Source organism: Paenibacillus sp. JGP012 (assembly GCF_014203995.1).
GTDB classification, from domain to species: domain Bacteria; phylum Bacillota; class Bacilli; order Paenibacillales; family Paenibacillaceae; genus Paenibacillus; species Paenibacillus silvae.
The window spans coordinates 1-15,095 of the sequence record NZ_JACHKG010000049.1; the positions used below are offsets into that span (position 1 = coordinate 1).

The window sequence follows — 15,095 nt, forward strand, 5'->3', positions numbered from 1 at the left end:
AGCTTCTTTTGAATGGGTCCAGCAGCAACTACGATTAGCCTAAACTTTGTTATTCTACTGTAAATAAATTGGAAGCAGTTTTTGGCAAGTACAGTTAGAAAGAAAATTCGCTTGCGTACCAGACCTCAGGATTCCGCGTTTTCTTCTGCGGCACGCAGCACCTTTTTCATATTTTTCTCGAACTTGGCTCTGGGGATCAGCACACTGTGTTTGCAGCCCACACATTTGATCCGTATATCCATGCCCATGCGAATGATCTCCATCTCATTGCTGCCGCAGGGGTGCTGCTTTTTCATCTGTACAATATCTCCAAGCTGAAAACTTTTACGCTCCACCTGCACCATCTCCCTCATCATTATCGAGCGCTGCAGCCTGCTCCAATGCTGCCTGCTTGCTTCTTTCATGATACTCCAAAATTTTCTTCACATCACCCTGAATCTGACGTTCCACCGAAGCTCTCGAATTGGGCATGCATTCAGATACAATGCGGATAACATATTCCGACGTTGACATGGACTGTATACCTAGCACATCAGGAACCTTCACGATATTCAGATTACGCTCCTCGATGCCAGCCAGCGACTGCTTCACCAGGTGTACAGACTCATCCAGCGTCAGATCAGCCTTCATCGGGATATCCACCACCGCCAAAGAGTTGGACATGGAATAATTGGTCACACTCGCAATCGTACCGTTCGGAATAATGTGAACTTCCCCCTGCCAGCTTACAAGTTTGGTTGTTCTTAGTCCAATAACCTCAACCGTACCCTTATAAGAACCCGTCTGAATAACGTCTCCTACAGCAAATTGATCCTCTAATATAATGAAAAATCCGGTGATAACGTCCTTCACCAGACCCTGAGCGCCAAAACCGATGGCAAGCCCAAGTACACCTGCACTGGCCAGCAGCGGGCCAACCTGAACATCAATCTCCGATAACAGTAGCAGAATCATAATGAAATTACATGTTATCGAGGTCGCATTTTTTAATAGCTCCCCAATGGTTACGAATCTGCGGGGATTCACACGAATTTTGCCTTCCTGTTTACGAGCCATGGAACGATCAATAATCCGGTACACCACTTTAATCACGATACGCGTAATAATAAAAATAATCAGGATACGGATCGAGCTGAACATGATGTTAAGCCACATATCGGCATCGGAAATTTTGTCCCACACTTTATCCGTCCAGCGGATGGCGTTATTTACAACTTGATTAGCAGGGTTCTCATCAGTGCCCGCAGCTAAGTAAATAGGTAACCTCATCTGATCCCTCCTCTACATCGGTATGTTATCATAGCTGTCTTCCGTTTTGAAATAGAGACCGCGGATCTCCACAAACTCGTCCCGAATAATCTTCTGTACCCGTGACAGGTCCTCTTTGGGAAATTGAATACACAGAGCACAGCCTGCGGTAATCTCTTTAGGGGTCGGAAACAAGTCAATCTCGATCTCGGCAAACTCCAGCAGCATCTCTGCACGCAGCGCCTGCTGTGTCGAGTCAAAAGCAATCAGCATCCAATCATCGATCCATTCGTCCATGTTCTGCTCCTTTCACACTGCGGGCGGTTCTCGGCCCAAAAGCAAAAAGCCTGTCCTTGCGAAGTATAAAACACTCTACCTTTCCATATACTGTTACTACTATTCCAAGGGAAAGGATAGATCCTATGAACCCTGCTTCTCGTTCCTTTTCGTCACAAGATATGACCAGTTTGAAAATACCTCACACCGATCCAGGCGTGCATTCTGCTATTGTACATCGTTTGATGTTTCATCTCTACAAGGCCCATTCCCTGCAAAATGTAGTCATCGTCTGTATCGGCACAGACCGCTCTACCGGCGACTGTCTTGGCCCCTTGGTGGGAACGTCACTCGCCAAATGGGACAGCCCTCTGTTTCATCTGTATGGCACACTTGATGAACCCGTACATGCGGTTAATTTACAGGATACACTGCACAAGATTTATCAAACCCATCACAATCCATATGTGATCGGCATTGATGCTTGTCTGGGTCAATCCTCCAGTGTAGGCTGTATCCAAGTCGTAAATGGTCCTCTCAAGCCTGGTGCAGGAGTAAATAAAGAATTACCGCCGGTCGGCGATATCCATCTGACAGGTATCGTTAACGTCGGCGGTTTTATGGAATACTTTGTGCTTCAGAATACACGGCTTAGTCTCGTTATGCGCATGTCTGAAATTATATCCAGCAGTCTCTATTCAGCCATTCGGGAATGGCATACCCGGTCTACTCTGCTTGCTGTGCCAGAATAATTGCTTCCTTCTCCTCTGGGGAAAGTGTATACGATGACTCTCCCCCTTTTAGAGGTTTTGCATATACATATGAACCGTCACGATTGAATAATCCTGTAAGAATCATACCATCCTGACTGTCATTAATCATGGCTATAGAGAAGCTCAGGTCGCTGCCACGCTCTCCGTACGCGTTATACCTTTTCACGCCGACCTTGCCCTGTATGCGAGCCAGCTTCTGCAATGCTGCTTGCAGCTGATTCGTCTGCAGCTTGTGTTCATCCTCGATGCTGTCCATCTGGATTTTCAGATTAATCAGCAGGGACTCCAGGTCCTCCACACCACTGCCAGCCATCATGGCTTCATATTTACGTTTGAATTTCCGTAACCTTGCTCCTTGAGCAATACTTACAATTAATAGAATCAACGTAAGTAATGCCAATCCGCCAATAATCCATAACAGCTGTTCCAGAATCAGCTCATTTAATTCAGCCATGTAAGTGCAACTACCCCTCTATGTTTTTGATCAGATTCACGTCTGTCCGCTTGCCTTCGCTTTTATTATAGATCAACCTGATATACAAGGAATTAATCATATTTTTCCAAATAAAATGCATCAACATTCATAATTTTTGTCTTTTAGTTCCCCTTGGTCAACTCTATTACCGCCCGAACCAGCTGGTCCGCCTCGTCCTGAGTCGAATTGTATCCCACACTGGCTCGAACAGCTCCGGTTCCCGTTGTACCCGCAGACTCATGTGCCAGGGGTGTACAATGAAAGCCTGAACGTACTGCAATACCATAGTTCCGATCCAGCCGGAATGCCAGCTGAGCAGCATCATATCCTTCCACTATAAAGGATACTAATCCTGTTCGCGGTTGTCCAATATCAGGGCCTAACATCCGAATACCTTTAATAGAAGCAAGTCCTTCCAAAATATACTGTGTCAACTCCCATTCATGCTGATAAATCAGTGCAGGTGTCATAGCGAGTACATGCCTCACTCCTGCTCCTAATCCAGCAACGCCTACTGTATTCGGAGTACCTGCCTCATATCGATCAGGACGCACTTTAGGCTGCTCCAGCGCTTCAGACTGACTACCTGTTCCCCCATGCAGCAAAGGCTGTATATCCAGCTCAGGAGAAATGTATAAACCACCTGTCCCCTGCGGTCCCAGCAGTCCCTTATGTCCGGGAAAAGCGAGCATATCAATGCCAAGCCGCCCCACATCTATAGGAAGTATTCCAGCACTTTGAGCAGCATCAACAAGAAATATTGCCCGATGCTTATGACATAGCTCTGCAATCTCGCCAACAGGCAAAATACTGCCTAGAAGATTGGAGCTATGTGTACAAACGACCAGACGGGTGTTTTTCCGAAACATACGTTCCATCTTTTTCAGATCCATTACACCTGACGCATCCACAGGTACATAATCAACCTCTATTTTACCTTGCATGCGCAAAAACTCCAACGGTCGTCTAACCGAATTATGTTCTGCCATAGTGGCAATCACATGATCACCTTGTCGAAGAGAACCTTGAATCGCAAGATTAAGCGCCTCCGTTGTATTTGAGCCAAATGCAATATCATTCGGATTGTTGACAGCAAACAGTCTCGCGATTTCTTTCCTTGTTTCAAACAATACTCTGCTGGCCTGCACAGCCATGCGATGGCTCCCTCTTCCCGGGTTCGCCCCGGCAAACTCCAGCGCGTGCATCATCGCCTCACCCACAGCAGGTGGCTTGGGCCACGAAGTTGCTGCATGATCGAGATATATCATCTTCTCCATTTTCTAACCACCTCTGCTCATAAGGGTGCCATGCTGAAGTCACGCAAACAAAGAATGACATATCGCTTCTCCAGAACACAGAGTCGATATGTCATGACATGAGTAGCTCTGCATGTTGTAACGAACCACCCGAGCTATTATTGCAACAATTCCAATAACCGCTCGAGATCCTGCTTGCTGTAGTAGTTGAGCTCTATTTTACCTTTATCTTTTTGACCATGTTTTATTTTCACCGTCGTTTTAAATCGTTCACGCAGTGATTCTTCCAAGGTATCAATAAAGGGATCTTTCTTTTTTAATTTGTTCTTGGTCTTTGCTTCACCTGTTTTAGAACGATCCAGCTGCTGTACAGCCTCTTCAAGCTCACGCACACTCCACTGCTGGTCAATCGACTGTTTCGCCAGTTGCTTAACCAGGCTTTCATCCTTTACACCTACAATGGCACGTGCATGGCCCATCGATAATGTTCCACGTGAAACATGCTCCTTAACTTCCTCCGGTAAAGAAAGCAAACGCAAAAAGTTAGCAATATGAGAACGTGATTTGCCTACCTTCACAGAAAGCTCTTCTTGAGTTAACGAGAATTGATCCATCAGCCCTTGATAGGCTACTGCTACTTCCATTGCATTCAGATTTTCTCGCTGCAGGTTCTCAATCAGGGCAATCTCCATAACCTGCTGATCATTAAAAGTACGAACAACAGCCGGAACAGTTGCATTGCCACAATACTGTGATGCTCTGAACCTGCGCTCGCCTGCTATAATCTCATATCCTCGAAGTACAGGTCGAACGATGATCGGTTGAATCACACCATGCTGCCGAATGGATTCGGCCAGTTCATGAATGGCTTCCTCATCAAATGCTTTACGCGGCTGATAAGGGTTAGCCCGCAGTTGGCTAATCGGGATTTCTACGACTTTATCGTCGTCGTTAATTGAAAGCGAAGGAATGAGGGCATCCAGTCCTTTTCCAAGCCGCTTACTCATAAGAAATCACTTCCTTTGCGAGCTCTAAATACACTTCTGCTCCCCGGGATCGGGGATCATACGTAATAATAGACTGCCCGTGTGACGGTGCTTCACTAAGCCGTACATTACGTGGAATAATCGTCTGATACACTTTTTGCTGAAAATACTTCTTCACTTCTTCTATAACCTGAATACCGAGATTCGTTCGAGCATCAAACATCGTCAACAACACACCCTCAATCTGAAGGGAAGTATTCAGATGTTTCTGCACCAGGCGAACCGTGTTAAGCAGCTGGCTCAGTCCTTCCAACGCATAGTATTCACACTGAATAGGAATAATCACCGAATCAGAGGCGGTTAAGGAGTTAATTGTCAGCATACCGAGCGACGGCGGACAATCAATCAAAATATAATCATAATTGCTTTTCACTTGTGCAAGCGCCTTTTTCAAACGAACTTCTCGCGATATGGTGGATACCAGTTCGATCTCGGCTCCGGCAAGTTGGATCGTTGCAGGTATGATATGAAGTCCATCAATTTGTGTCTCCGCGATCGCTTCCTGAGTAGGCACATCATTAATAAGAACGTCATATATACAATTCGCCACGTCTGCTTTATTAATTCCGACTCCGCTCGTTGTATTCCCTTGGGGGTCTATGTCCACAAGCAGTACCTTCTTCCCTAGTGAAGCAAGTCCTGCACCCAAGTTAACCGATGTCGTTGTTTTCCCCACACCGCCCTTTTGATTTGCTACGGCCATAATCTTAGACAATACCTTCACCTCAAATAAAATAGGAGTCTTTTCTAGTAGGTTGTGAGTTACAGTTAACAATAAGCAGGTGGCCATCGTGCGCACGAATAACAACTACCGTTTTAGCAAAACGATCGTTCATCTTCACGTTATACACCATCTGACTGTTTAGACAGAAAAAGCGGCCCATTGCCGCCTTAGAAGCTTCAATTATTTGCGTTTTGGAATATGAATAACGATCTCGTAATGATCCTCATGATCAGCTTCTTTAGTTTTAATATCCATACCTGAACCAGTCACCATATCAATTGATTGACGAATCGTATTGAGCGCCAGCCTTACATCCTTGGTGAATGATATGCGTTTGGACTTTTTGATCTTGGAAGCTTCCTTGTAAAAAGCAACTCGTGCCTCCGTCTGCTTCACATTCAATTCCTTGTCGATAATCTCGCCAAGCAATTTCAGCTGCAGTTCTTCGGTATCAAGGGACAATAGCGCCCTAGCATGTCGTTCCGAAATTTTGCGCTCCATCAAGGCTGTTTTTACACCTTCTGGAAGCTGCAGCAATCGAATTTTGTTGGCGATCGTAGACTGGCTTTTACCCAGACGCTGCGCCAGACTCTCCTGTGTCAGATGATGCAGATCAATCAATTTTTGATAGGCAACCGCTTCCTCAATGGAGGTCAGACCTTCACGCTGCAAGTTCTCGATCAAAGCAATGGATGCGGCCTGAGAATCATTAAACTCACGCACAATAGCCGGGATATGCTCTAAGCCCAGCTTACGAACAGCACGCCAGCGCCGTTCCCCGGCGATGATCTCATAGGAGCCATTTCGAACACGCACAACAATCGGTTGAATGACGCCATGAGTTTTGATCGTTTGCAACAGCTCATCAATTTTATCATCATCAAAAATAGTACGGGGTTGATATGGACTGCTCACAATTTCATTAACAGGGACCTGTTTAACTTCATCTCCGTTATTGCGATCCGCCAAACCAAACAACTTCGAGAATTGTTCTTTCATTCCGTAGATTACCACCTAGTTTCGTAATAGCTCCCGCATGCACAGCAGGTGCTTCTTATTCCATAAGCGAGAATTCACATTCAACTTCCTGAAATAAGTTATGCCGTTATTATCCTGTACTCTTACTAATATGAATTGCTTATCAATTATATCTATATGAACTACTCTATGATCACTGATTAGGCAGGATCGGATACTTCTATTCTATCATCTTTTTCTCCATAATCCTATGTTTACCTATTCTTTAAAGCCAGCAAATTTTCCTGCTTTACTTTGATCATTATGGTAAAATTGATACTTACTTTTATGATAAAAATAAAACAAAAGAGGATGTTTCACGTGAAACATCCTCCCTGCTTTACCATCTTCTATTTTTAACGTAATCTGGTTAAATCCATTTTGTTCAAACTTGCTTACACCAGCGGCGTTTTAAGTGGTGTCCCTGGTTTACGAGGATACTTATGCGGCGTCTTATCAAATTTCTGAATCAAAATGATATGACGCTCCGATTCCTCTACAGGCAACTGAAATGGATGCACAGCCTTTACCCGGCCTTTCAGCTGATTAAAGCTGAACTCTGCTTCCTTCATTTCATCGCGAGGGTCTCCACCCTTCATCGCAGCAAATATACCGCTCTTACGCACAAAAGGAAGACAAAATTCATTTAGTACTGCCAGCTTGGCTACGGCGCGTGCCGTAACCAGATCATAGCTGTCCCGGTACCCTTCCTTGCGGCCCAACTCTTCGGCTCGGCCATGAATTAACTCAACTTTTTCAAGACCAAGTGTATCAACCACATGCTGCAAGAAGCCGATACGTTTATTTAATGAATCAATGATCGTAAGCTGGAGATGAGGAAAACAAATTTTCAGCGGCAGTCCGGGGAAACCTGCTCCCGAACCAATATCAGCCAACTTGTTTACCTTCGTCATGTCCGTATAAAATGCCAGCGATACTGAATCATAGAAATGTTTTGTGTATACCTGCTCACGATCGGTGATACCAGTCAGGTTCATTTTTTCGTTCCAGGAAACAAGCTCTCTATAATATAATTCGAACTGTTCCAACTGGAGTTCTCCGATTTCCAATCCATGCTTTTTCAAGCGCCGCTGCAGCTGCTGTTGAATATCGTCCATTATTGTCCCCTTGCTGCGGTAACGCGGTTATAATGCTCCAGATATACAAGCAGGATAGAGATGTCCGCAGGCGTAACACCCGCAATACGAGATGCCTGACCAATGGAGATTGGACGAATCTTCGCAAGCTTCTGCTTGGCTTCCATCGCAAGACCATGAATCTCATCATATACGATCGTGTCCGGAATTTTCTTTTTCTCCATTTTCAGCAAACGTTCCACGTGGATCAATTGCTTCTCAATATAACCGGCATATTTAATTTGAATCTCAACCTGTTCCTTCATGTCAGCCGTCAGTTCCACCTCGGAAGGGGAAATTTGCTCAATCCAGTCATAACCAATCTCTGGACGACGCATCAGATTCAGCAGCGTGCTGCCATCCTGAATCGGTGTTGAACCGATCTCTTCCAGCTTCGCATTGACGTCAACAGGACGGACCTTGGCCTCTTTCAAACGATTAATCTCCTGCTCCACTTTCGCTTTTTTGTCCAGGAAAGCTGCATAACGCTCCTCCGTAATCAAGCCAATATCATGACCGATTTCTGTGAGACGCATATCCGCATTGTCATGACGGAGCAGCAAACGATACTCGGCACGAGAGGTCAACAAGCGGTACGGCTCATTTGTTCCTTTGGTAACGAGATCATCAATGAGAACACCAATGTAACCTTGAGAGCGGTCAAGCACAATCGCTTCTTTGCCCTGCACTTTCCGTGCCGCATTAATACCTGCCATAATCCCTTGTCCCGCTGCTTCTTCATAACCGGATGTACCATTAATCTGACCCGCAGTGAACAGACCTGGAAGGCGTTTCGTTTCTAGTGATGGCCACAATTGGGTTGGCACCATCGCATCATATTCAATCGCGTAACCGTTACGCATCATTTCTACTTTTTCCATACCAGGTATGGAACGAAGAACGGCGAGCTGTACATCCTCTGGCAGACTTGTAGACAAGCCCTGAACGTAATACTCGGACGTATTTTTACCCTCTGGCTCAAGGAAAATCTGATGCTTAGGCTTATCACTGAAACGTACGATTTTATCCTCAATGGATGGGCAGTAACGCGGCCCTGTTCCTTCAATTACACCAGAGAACATCGGAGCACGATGCAGATTATCATTAATAATCTGATGTGTCTCTACAGATGTATACGTCAGCCAGCAAGGCAGCTGCTCGTTGTCCGAAGATTTTGTCTCATAGGAAAAGAACTTCGGCTCATCATCACCCGGCTGGATTTCGGTTTTGCTAAAATCAATTGTATCCTTATGCACACGAGGCGGTGTACCTGTTTTGAAACGGACAAGCTCGAAGCCCAGCTCACGCAGATGCTCCGACAATTTAAGGGAGGGCTGCTGATTGTTTGGTCCGCTCTCATACATCAGTTCTCCCATAATCACTTTACCGCGCAGGTATGTGCCTGTAGTCAGCACTACCGCTTTGGCACGATATTCTGTACCTGTTTGAGTAACCACTCCGACACACTGACCATCTTCCACGATCAGACGGTCCACCATCCCCTGACGCATCGTCAGATTAGGTTCCTTCTCCATCGTTTCCTTCATCGTATGCTGGTAAGAGAATTTATCAGCCTGTGCACGCAGCGCATGAACAGCAGGACCTTTCCCCGTATTCAGCATCCGCATCTGAATGAAGGTTTTGTCGATATTCCGTCCCATTTCTCCACCAAGTGCATCAATCTCACGTACTACGTGTCCTTTAGCCGGTCCCCCAATGGATGGGTTACAAGGCATGAAGGCCACCATGTCGAGGTTGATCGTAATCATCAGCGTTTTGGAACCCATGCGGGCTGCTGCAAGAGCTGATTCTACCCCGGCATGCCCTGCTCCAACAACAATGACATCATAACTGCCGCCATCAAAAGCCATGTGTAATTACCTCCTTATTTCACTGCTATCTATATGAAACCAACACTTCCTGGCAACAACATCATTCCATCCTTTGACAACGGGCAGAGATTGTACCTTCCCATCATACACGACCCTTTCAATGAATAGGTGGTATAATGATTTACTTTCCTAGACAGAACTGGGAGAAAATCTGATCAATTAAGGCATCATGTGCCGTATCTCCCACGATCTCTCCAAGCTGCTCCCACGCCAGACGAACATCAATCTGGATCATATCAATAGGAACAAACTGATCTGCAGCCTCATAAGCATCCACCAGCGATTGCTTTGCCTTTTTGAGCAGCGCAATGTGACGAACATTGCTGACATAGGTCAAATCTGCAGATTCCAGCTTGCCACTGAAGAACAACGTGGAGATGGCATCCTCCAATCGATCGACACCCAGATCATCCTTCACCGACATCGGAACAAGCCGCTCCTCAGGAATATAACGGAGCAGCACGTCACGGTCAATCTGTGGCGTTAAGTCCATTTTATTCATAATGATAATTGATTGTCTACCGCGGATTTGTTCCAGCAGTTCAATCTCATCCTGATGAAGGGGCTCTGCCGCATTAACAACCATCAAAATCAAATCTGCATCATTAACAGCGGAACGGGAACGCTCCACCCCAATCTTCTCAACAACGTCCATCGTCTCCCGAATACCAGCTGTATCAAGGAGCTTTAACGGGATATTGTTGATCGTAATGAACTCTTCAATGACATCGCGTGTCGTGCCTGGAATATCCGTAACGATTGCCCGATTATCCTGTGCCAGTGTATTCATTAATGAAGATTTACCCACGTTAGGACGTCCAACGATCGCTGTAGTAATGCCTTCACGCAATATTTTGCCCTGCTCAGCCGTGGTAAGCAATTTATCAATCTCACCCATAACCTGGCTGGATTTTTCTTTAATAAATTCGGACGTTAATGACTCCACATCATGCTCAGGATAATCAATATTTACTTCGATATGGGCAAGCGTCTCAACCAATGTATGTCTCAGATCGCGCAGCTTGGAAGACAGCTTGCCTTCAACCTGCTTCAATGCTACCGAGAAGGCTCGGTCCGATTTCGAGCGAATAAGGTCCATAACCCCTTCTGCCTGAGACAAGTCGATCCGTCCATTAAGGAATGCACGTTTCGTGAATTCACCTGGTTCAGCGAGTCGGATATTAAGCTGCAGGAGGAGGTCCATCACGCGTTTAACCGATACGACTCCACCATGCGCACTAATCTCGACAACATCCTCTGTTGTAAATGAACGAGGCGCACGCATCACGGTTACCAGCACCTCTTCGATCTTCTCCCCGCTCGCAGGTTCTATAATATGTCCGTAATGAACCGTATGACTTTCTGCTTGGGTCAAAGGAATTTTACTGCGAAAAATCTTTTCCGTCTCTGCCACCGCATCTGGACCGCTGACGCGAATAACAGCAATACCTGCTTCACCGACCGCTGTAGATATGGCAGTAATCGTATCGCTAATCATTGTGATCTCTCCCTACTCTCTATATTGAAGTTGTCATCCAGCCCATTCCGGAGAATGCCAACATATATTCAACTCTATTGGTACACTACCTGTCTCATATACTTCGGTACGAAAAAAGCAATGGCTTCTGCACCGGGCAGGAAGCCATTGCGTCTTCAATTGCGTGTTATTTCAACGTAATAACCACACGCCGATTAGGCTCCTCGCCCTTACTTAATGTCTTAATCTGCGGGTGATTTTGCAGTTTGGCATGAATCACTTTCCGTTCGAGCGGAGGCATCGGCTCAAGCACAACTTCCTTGCCTGTACGAATGGCTTGTCCAGCTAATCGCTCAGCAAGATCCTCAAGCGTTTTGCGCCGGCGCTGGCGGAAGTTTTCCGCATCGAGCACGATGCGCACGAAGCTTTCCGAGTAACGGTTGGCTACGATATTGGTCAGATATTGAAGAGCATCCAGCGTCTGTCCGCGTCTACCGATAATCATGCCCAGGTCTTCCCCGGATATATTAAAGATATGACCATCACGCTGTTTTTTGATATGCACTTCCACATCCAGCCCCATACCTGCCGCAACCTCTTTCAAAAATGCAGCCGCTTCTTCATAGGGATCATGGACTGCTACACCCTCAAGTAATGCATCGATCTCGGGTTCAGGTGTGGCTGGTTTGATCGGCTGCTCGGACACAGCTTCGGGTACAGGCAGCAGTTTGATTTCAACCTTGGCAGCCTTTACCCCGAACAAACCCAGGAATCCTTTTGACGGCTGCTCTAACACTTGTATCTCGACCTTGTCCCGGCTTACGCCAAGCTCAGCCAATCCTTGGTTTACAGCATCTTCAACGGTTTTTCCTGACGTAATGACTGTGGTCATTTCGATTTTTTGGCCCCTTTCGACCCTTTCCCAGAGACAGTGGCTCTGCCGCCGTTTTTGCGTTTAGCTCCGCTTTTGGAAGAGCTGTTCTGCTTCACGTTGACCTCGGCCACAACTTTATCATTATTCCGGTAAAGGAAATAGTTTTGCACGATGGTGTAGATATTACTGTAGAACCAGTAAAGCGGCAACGCTGACGGGAACTGATACGACATCACGAAAATCAGGATCGGATACACCCACAGCATGAACTGCATCGGTCCAATTTGCTGTGTAGGATTCATGCGCATCATCATCCACGTTTGGATGAATGTTGTGATGGCAGCCAGCACTGGCAAAATAAACAGGTGATCCGGTGCTCCAAGCTGAAGCCACAGGAAGTCGTGGGTTCTCAGACTGGAGTTTCCGTAAATGGAGTTATAAAGTGCGATGTAAATCGGCATCTGAATCAGAAGTGGCAAACAACCCGCCATCGGATTGACTTTGTTCTCCTGAAACAATTTCATCGTTTCTTGCTGAACTTTCTCAGGTGTATCTTTATACTTGGCTTGAATCTCCTTCAGCTGCGGCTGAATCGCCTGCATCGCTTTGGAGCTGCGAACCTGCTTCAACGTTAATGGCAGTATCAATGTTCTTACAATTAGCACCATCACAAGTACGGCAAATCCATATTCACCGTTAAACCAGTTGGCGAATGTATCCAGCGCCAGTGAGAACCAGTACACTACATTGGCTTGCCAGAATGAATCACTATTCTTCAAATCTTCCGTTGTAACCCCTGCACCTTGCGGAGTACAACCGGCGAGTACAGTGACCATTGCAATGACTGCAATGAGGAGAATCCACTTCCCCTTAGATGTCTTCAATCGCGACACTTCATAACCCCTCTCTTAACCATTCCATTCCACCGTAAATCATACCATAATTAGGAGGACAAATAAACCGAAGCTTACCGCTTGCACGACTTCAGCAGAGAGGCTTTACGCAGCACATGGAGCAGACTTTTTTCCATCTCCTTGTAAGGCATATCTACTGCACCTTTGCGGACGATGAAAATCAGGTCCATCTGCGTAACAATCTCCTGCTCATGATGACGTACAATTTCCTTGATCATGCGCCGCATACGGTTTCGCACGACAGCGTTTCCGATTTTTTTGCTGCATGATACGCCCACCCGGAATTGCTCCGTATCTTTACGGCGGCACCCATACACCACAAACTGATGATTGGCAAACGATTTTCCATAGCGATATACGCGGCTAAAGTCCGCCCGGTTTCGCAGACGCAATCTTTTATACACGGCGCTTCTCCTTGCTGTCCCCCATCCACGTTATTGACGGAGGCCTCATTACTGATTTAGTATAGGCTTTCTTGAACGACGGTAAACCGCCCAGGCGACAAATATATATTAAGGTAAGTTTCCAACCAAAGGGAAACAAAATCCAGGTGTAAAACTCTCATTTAAGAAAAAAAAGACCACCTCGGTGGTCTTCACATGCATTAAGCACTCAGGACTTTACGGCCTTTCAGGCGACGTGCAGCCAAAACTTTACGGCCGTTTTTCGTGCTCATTCTTTTCCGGAAACCATGAACTTTTTTACGTTTGCTAACGTTCGGTTTGAATGTAGGTCTCAATGTATTGCACCTCCTTACAAGGAAATACTTATGTGATGAATCATTTTCATCTTCACAGAAAACACCTTTATATATTTAACCACGTTCAATTGGAAAAGTCAACTGAAATGCACTGCCTTGCTTCCTCTTTTTCATACGCTTTCCAGCATTTGAGATTCGTGTTCTTCCAGCCAACCCTTCTGCCAACTATCCATTGGACTAAACCAAGGCCAAAAGTTATCCCCAACAAGAACTGAAAACCGTCGTGTTAAACCCCTTTCAGGTTATCCACACCTCTCGCAAATCACTCATTATTTTTCCCGCTGTTTAAAGTTATTCACATGTGGATAAAGAATATTTAGTTCAAATTTTCTAAATTGGTTTCGGATTGTATCCGCTTTAAATGTGAGGTTTACAAGTTTTCAAGAAAGGTGTAGGATAAAAAAACATCTTGTATACAAGTATACTTATTGCTTTCTTCAGCGGCGGCCTCACCGTATGTTATGATAAGTAACTGTACGGATTACTTAATTTTAGGAGCGTTAGCCATATGCAGTTTCCATCTTCCTGGCTTCAAGGAGCATCCCGCGGTGAGGCCATAGCATGCGAATTAAGGCTGAGAATTATTAGCGGAACCCTTCGGCCTGGAGAAATTTTGTCGGAAAATCGAATTGCTGCTGATTTCGACAGCAGCCGGTCGCCTGTTCGCGAAGCGCTGAGAACGTTGTCTAATGAAGGTCTGATTCGCCTTGAACGGATGGGTGTTGTGATCCTGGGCTTGAATATGAAGGATGTCGAGGAGCTGTACGATGTTCGCTTTCTCATTGAAAGCTTTGTGCAGCAGAGACTGGCTGCCGATGTACCCCCATCATTAATCACGAAGCTGCGCAACATCATCGACAAAATGCAGCTTGCCGGCAAACACCATGATGCTGTCGAATTTGCCTATCAGGATCTTACGTTTCATGAGACCATTATTGAAGCGGCTGGGCATACCCGCATTTCGCATTTGTGGAAGAGCATCAGATATGTCGTGATGACGGTCATGCTGCTGACAACACGCCGGGTATTTGCTCAAGGCGAGGGCAAAGTAAGCGCTGTAGTCGAGAAGCATCGATCACTTGCAGCAGCGCTGGAATCGGGCGACAAACTTCTGATCCAGGCCGGGGTTCGCACATATTTCAAAGACTCGGGTCAAACGTTGCACGAAAGCTTTGAATTTTAATGGAGCTTCTCAGCCAGCAGCTTTGATAAGGAGAACTCGCAATC

General features: G+C 45.9%; 17 protein-coding genes. 2 read left to right on the forward strand and 15 right to left on the reverse strand.

The genetic code is table 11. From position 1 onward, the window contains the following. Positions 1-125: 125 nt before the first annotated feature. The 3 genes from HNR77_RS28740 to HNR77_RS28750 are packed head-to-tail and all read right to left on the reverse strand — an operon-like array spanning position 126 to position 1,545. On the reverse strand, positions 126-335 hold the full coding sequence (locus HNR77_RS28740) for a DUF951 domain-containing protein (RefSeq protein WP_111269848.1): 210 nt from the start codon (positions 333-335) through the stop codon (positions 126-128). Beyond that, positions 325-1,269 (reverse strand): mechanosensitive ion channel family protein, encoded by a 945-nt coding sequence (locus HNR77_RS28745; protein ID WP_184191354.1) that lies wholly within the window; start codon positions 1,267-1,269, stop codon positions 325-327. Before HNR77_RS28745 ends, HNR77_RS28740 begins: the two co-directional genes overlap by 11 nt. 12 nt (positions 1,270-1,281) lie before the next feature. Next, on the reverse strand, positions 1,282-1,545 hold the full coding sequence (locus tag HNR77_RS28750) for a putative Se/S carrier protein (protein ID WP_184191356.1): 264 nt from the start codon (positions 1,543-1,545) through the stop codon (positions 1,282-1,284). A 125-nt stretch (positions 1,546-1,670) separates the two neighbouring features. Here HNR77_RS28750 and yyaC point away from each other — a divergent pair, with 125 nt between their 5' ends. Further along, the gene (gene yyaC / locus HNR77_RS28755; protein WP_184191358.1) at positions 1,671-2,276 is read left to right on the forward strand and encodes a spore protease YyaC; all 606 of its coding nucleotides are present in this window, start codon (positions 1,671-1,673) and stop codon (positions 2,274-2,276) included. Here yyaC and HNR77_RS28760 read toward each other — a convergent pair. The 12 genes from HNR77_RS28760 to rpmH all read right to left on the reverse strand — a co-directional run bounded on the left by HNR77_RS28760 (position 2,251) and on the right by rpmH (position 13,847). Continuing rightward, entirely contained in the window at positions 2,251-2,751 is a 501-nt protein-coding gene (locus HNR77_RS28760; RefSeq protein ID WP_110896913.1) for a DUF4446 family protein, read from the reverse strand. The genes yyaC and HNR77_RS28760 overlap by 26 nt on opposite strands. Before the next feature lie 143 nt (positions 2,752-2,894). Beyond that, positions 2,895-4,049, reverse strand: a complete 1,155-nt coding sequence (locus HNR77_RS28765) for an aminotransferase class V-fold PLP-dependent enzyme (protein ID WP_184191360.1) — start codon at positions 4,047-4,049, stop codon at positions 2,895-2,897. Positions 4,050-4,186: 137 nt separating this feature from the next. Next, positions 4,187-5,035 carry a ParB/RepB/Spo0J family partition protein gene (locus tag HNR77_RS28770; protein WP_145405191.1) on the reverse strand — a complete coding sequence of 283 codons (849 nt, stop codon included), beginning with the start codon at positions 5,033-5,035 and terminating at the stop codon, positions 4,187-4,189. Then, entirely contained in the window at positions 5,028-5,789 is a 762-nt protein-coding gene (locus tag HNR77_RS28775) for a ParA family protein (protein ID WP_111269854.1), read from the reverse strand. Before HNR77_RS28775 ends, HNR77_RS28770 begins: the two co-directional genes overlap by 8 nt. 189 nt (positions 5,790-5,978) lie before the next feature. Further along, entirely contained in the window at positions 5,979-6,797 is an 819-nt protein-coding gene (gene noc / locus HNR77_RS28780) for a nucleoid occlusion protein (protein ID WP_111269855.1), read from the reverse strand. A gap of 413 nt (positions 6,798-7,210) precedes the next feature. Further along, the gene (gene rsmG, locus HNR77_RS28785; RefSeq protein ID WP_184191361.1) at positions 7,211-7,933 is read right to left on the reverse strand and encodes a 16S rRNA (guanine(527)-N(7))-methyltransferase RsmG; all 723 of its coding nucleotides are present in this window, start codon (positions 7,931-7,933) and stop codon (positions 7,211-7,213) included. Then, a complete protein-coding gene (gene mnmG, locus HNR77_RS28790; RefSeq protein ID WP_111269857.1) occupies positions 7,933-9,822 on the reverse strand; it encodes a tRNA uridine-5-carboxymethylaminomethyl(34) synthesis enzyme MnmG in 1,890 nt (629 codons plus the stop codon). The genes rsmG and mnmG overlap by 1 nt, the downstream gene beginning before the upstream one ends. 142 nt (positions 9,823-9,964) lie before the next feature. Then, positions 9,965-11,341, reverse strand: coding sequence for a tRNA uridine-5-carboxymethylaminomethyl(34) synthesis GTPase MnmE (gene mnmE, locus HNR77_RS28795; protein ID WP_184191363.1), 1,377 nt, complete (start codon positions 11,339-11,341; stop codon positions 9,965-9,967). A gap of 166 nt (positions 11,342-11,507) precedes the next feature. After that, positions 11,508-12,212 carry an RNA-binding cell elongation regulator Jag/EloR gene (gene jag, locus HNR77_RS28800; protein ID WP_184191365.1) on the reverse strand — a complete coding sequence of 235 codons (705 nt, stop codon included), beginning with the start codon at positions 12,210-12,212 and terminating at the stop codon, positions 11,508-11,510. Then, positions 12,209-13,087, reverse strand: a complete 879-nt coding sequence (locus tag HNR77_RS28805) for a YidC/Oxa1 family membrane protein insertase (protein ID WP_111269860.1) — start codon at positions 13,085-13,087, stop codon at positions 12,209-12,211. The genes jag and HNR77_RS28805 overlap by 4 nt, the downstream gene beginning before the upstream one ends. Positions 13,088-13,161: 74 nt before the next feature. Then, on the reverse strand, positions 13,162-13,512 hold the full coding sequence (gene rnpA / locus HNR77_RS28810; protein WP_184191367.1) for a ribonuclease P protein component: 351 nt from the start codon (positions 13,510-13,512) through the stop codon (positions 13,162-13,164). 200 nt (positions 13,513-13,712) lie between these two features. After that, positions 13,713-13,847, reverse strand: a complete 135-nt coding sequence (rpmH, locus tag HNR77_RS28815; RefSeq protein ID WP_019914530.1) for a 50S ribosomal protein L34 — start codon at positions 13,845-13,847, stop codon at positions 13,713-13,715. A 529-nt stretch (positions 13,848-14,376) separates the two neighbouring features. On the opposite strand from rpmH, the gene HNR77_RS28820 reads away from it, so the two are divergent. Then, positions 14,377-15,051, forward strand: a complete 675-nt coding sequence (locus HNR77_RS28820) for a GntR family transcriptional regulator (protein WP_111269862.1) — start codon at positions 14,377-14,379, stop codon at positions 15,049-15,051. Positions 15,052-15,095 lie beyond the last annotated feature (44 nt).

Coding starts and splice junctions, on each gene's coding strand:
- HNR77_RS28745 (WP_184191354.1), bottom strand. CDS start 1,269: ATGAGGTTACCTATTTACTTAGCTGCGGGCACTGATGAGAACCCTGCT.
- HNR77_RS28750 (WP_184191356.1), bottom strand. CDS start 1,545: ATGGACGAATGGATCGATGATTGGATGCTGATTGCTTTTGACTCGACA.
- yyaC (WP_184191358.1), top strand. CDS start 1,671: ATGAACCCTGCTTCTCGTTCCTTTTCGTCACAAGATATGACCAGTTTG.
- HNR77_RS28760 (WP_110896913.1), bottom strand. CDS start 2,751: ATGGCTGAATTAAATGAGCTGATTCTGGAACAGCTGTTATGGATTATT.
- HNR77_RS28765 (WP_184191360.1), bottom strand. CDS start 4,049: ATGGAGAAGATGATATATCTCGATCATGCAGCAACTTCGTGGCCCAAG.
- HNR77_RS28770 (WP_145405191.1), bottom strand. CDS start 5,035: ATGAGTAAGCGGCTTGGAAAAGGACTGGATGCCCTCATTCCTTCGCTT.
- noc (WP_111269855.1), bottom strand. CDS start 6,797: ATGAAAGAACAATTCTCGAAGTTGTTTGGTTTGGCGGATCGCAATAAC.
- rsmG (WP_184191361.1), bottom strand. CDS start 7,933: ATGGACGATATTCAACAGCAGCTGCAGCGGCGCTTGAAAAAGCATGGA.
- mnmG (WP_111269857.1), bottom strand. CDS start 9,822: ATGGCTTTTGATGGCGGCAGTTATGATGTCATTGTTGTTGGAGCAGGG.
- mnmE (WP_184191363.1), bottom strand. CDS start 11,341: ATGATTAGCGATACGATTACTGCCATATCTACAGCGGTCGGTGAAGCA.
- jag (WP_184191365.1), bottom strand. CDS start 12,212: ATGACCACAGTCATTACGTCAGGAAAAACCGTTGAAGATGCTGTAAAC.
- HNR77_RS28820 (WP_111269862.1), top strand. CDS start 14,377: ATGCAGTTTCCATCTTCCTGGCTTCAAGGAGCATCCCGCGGTGAGGCC.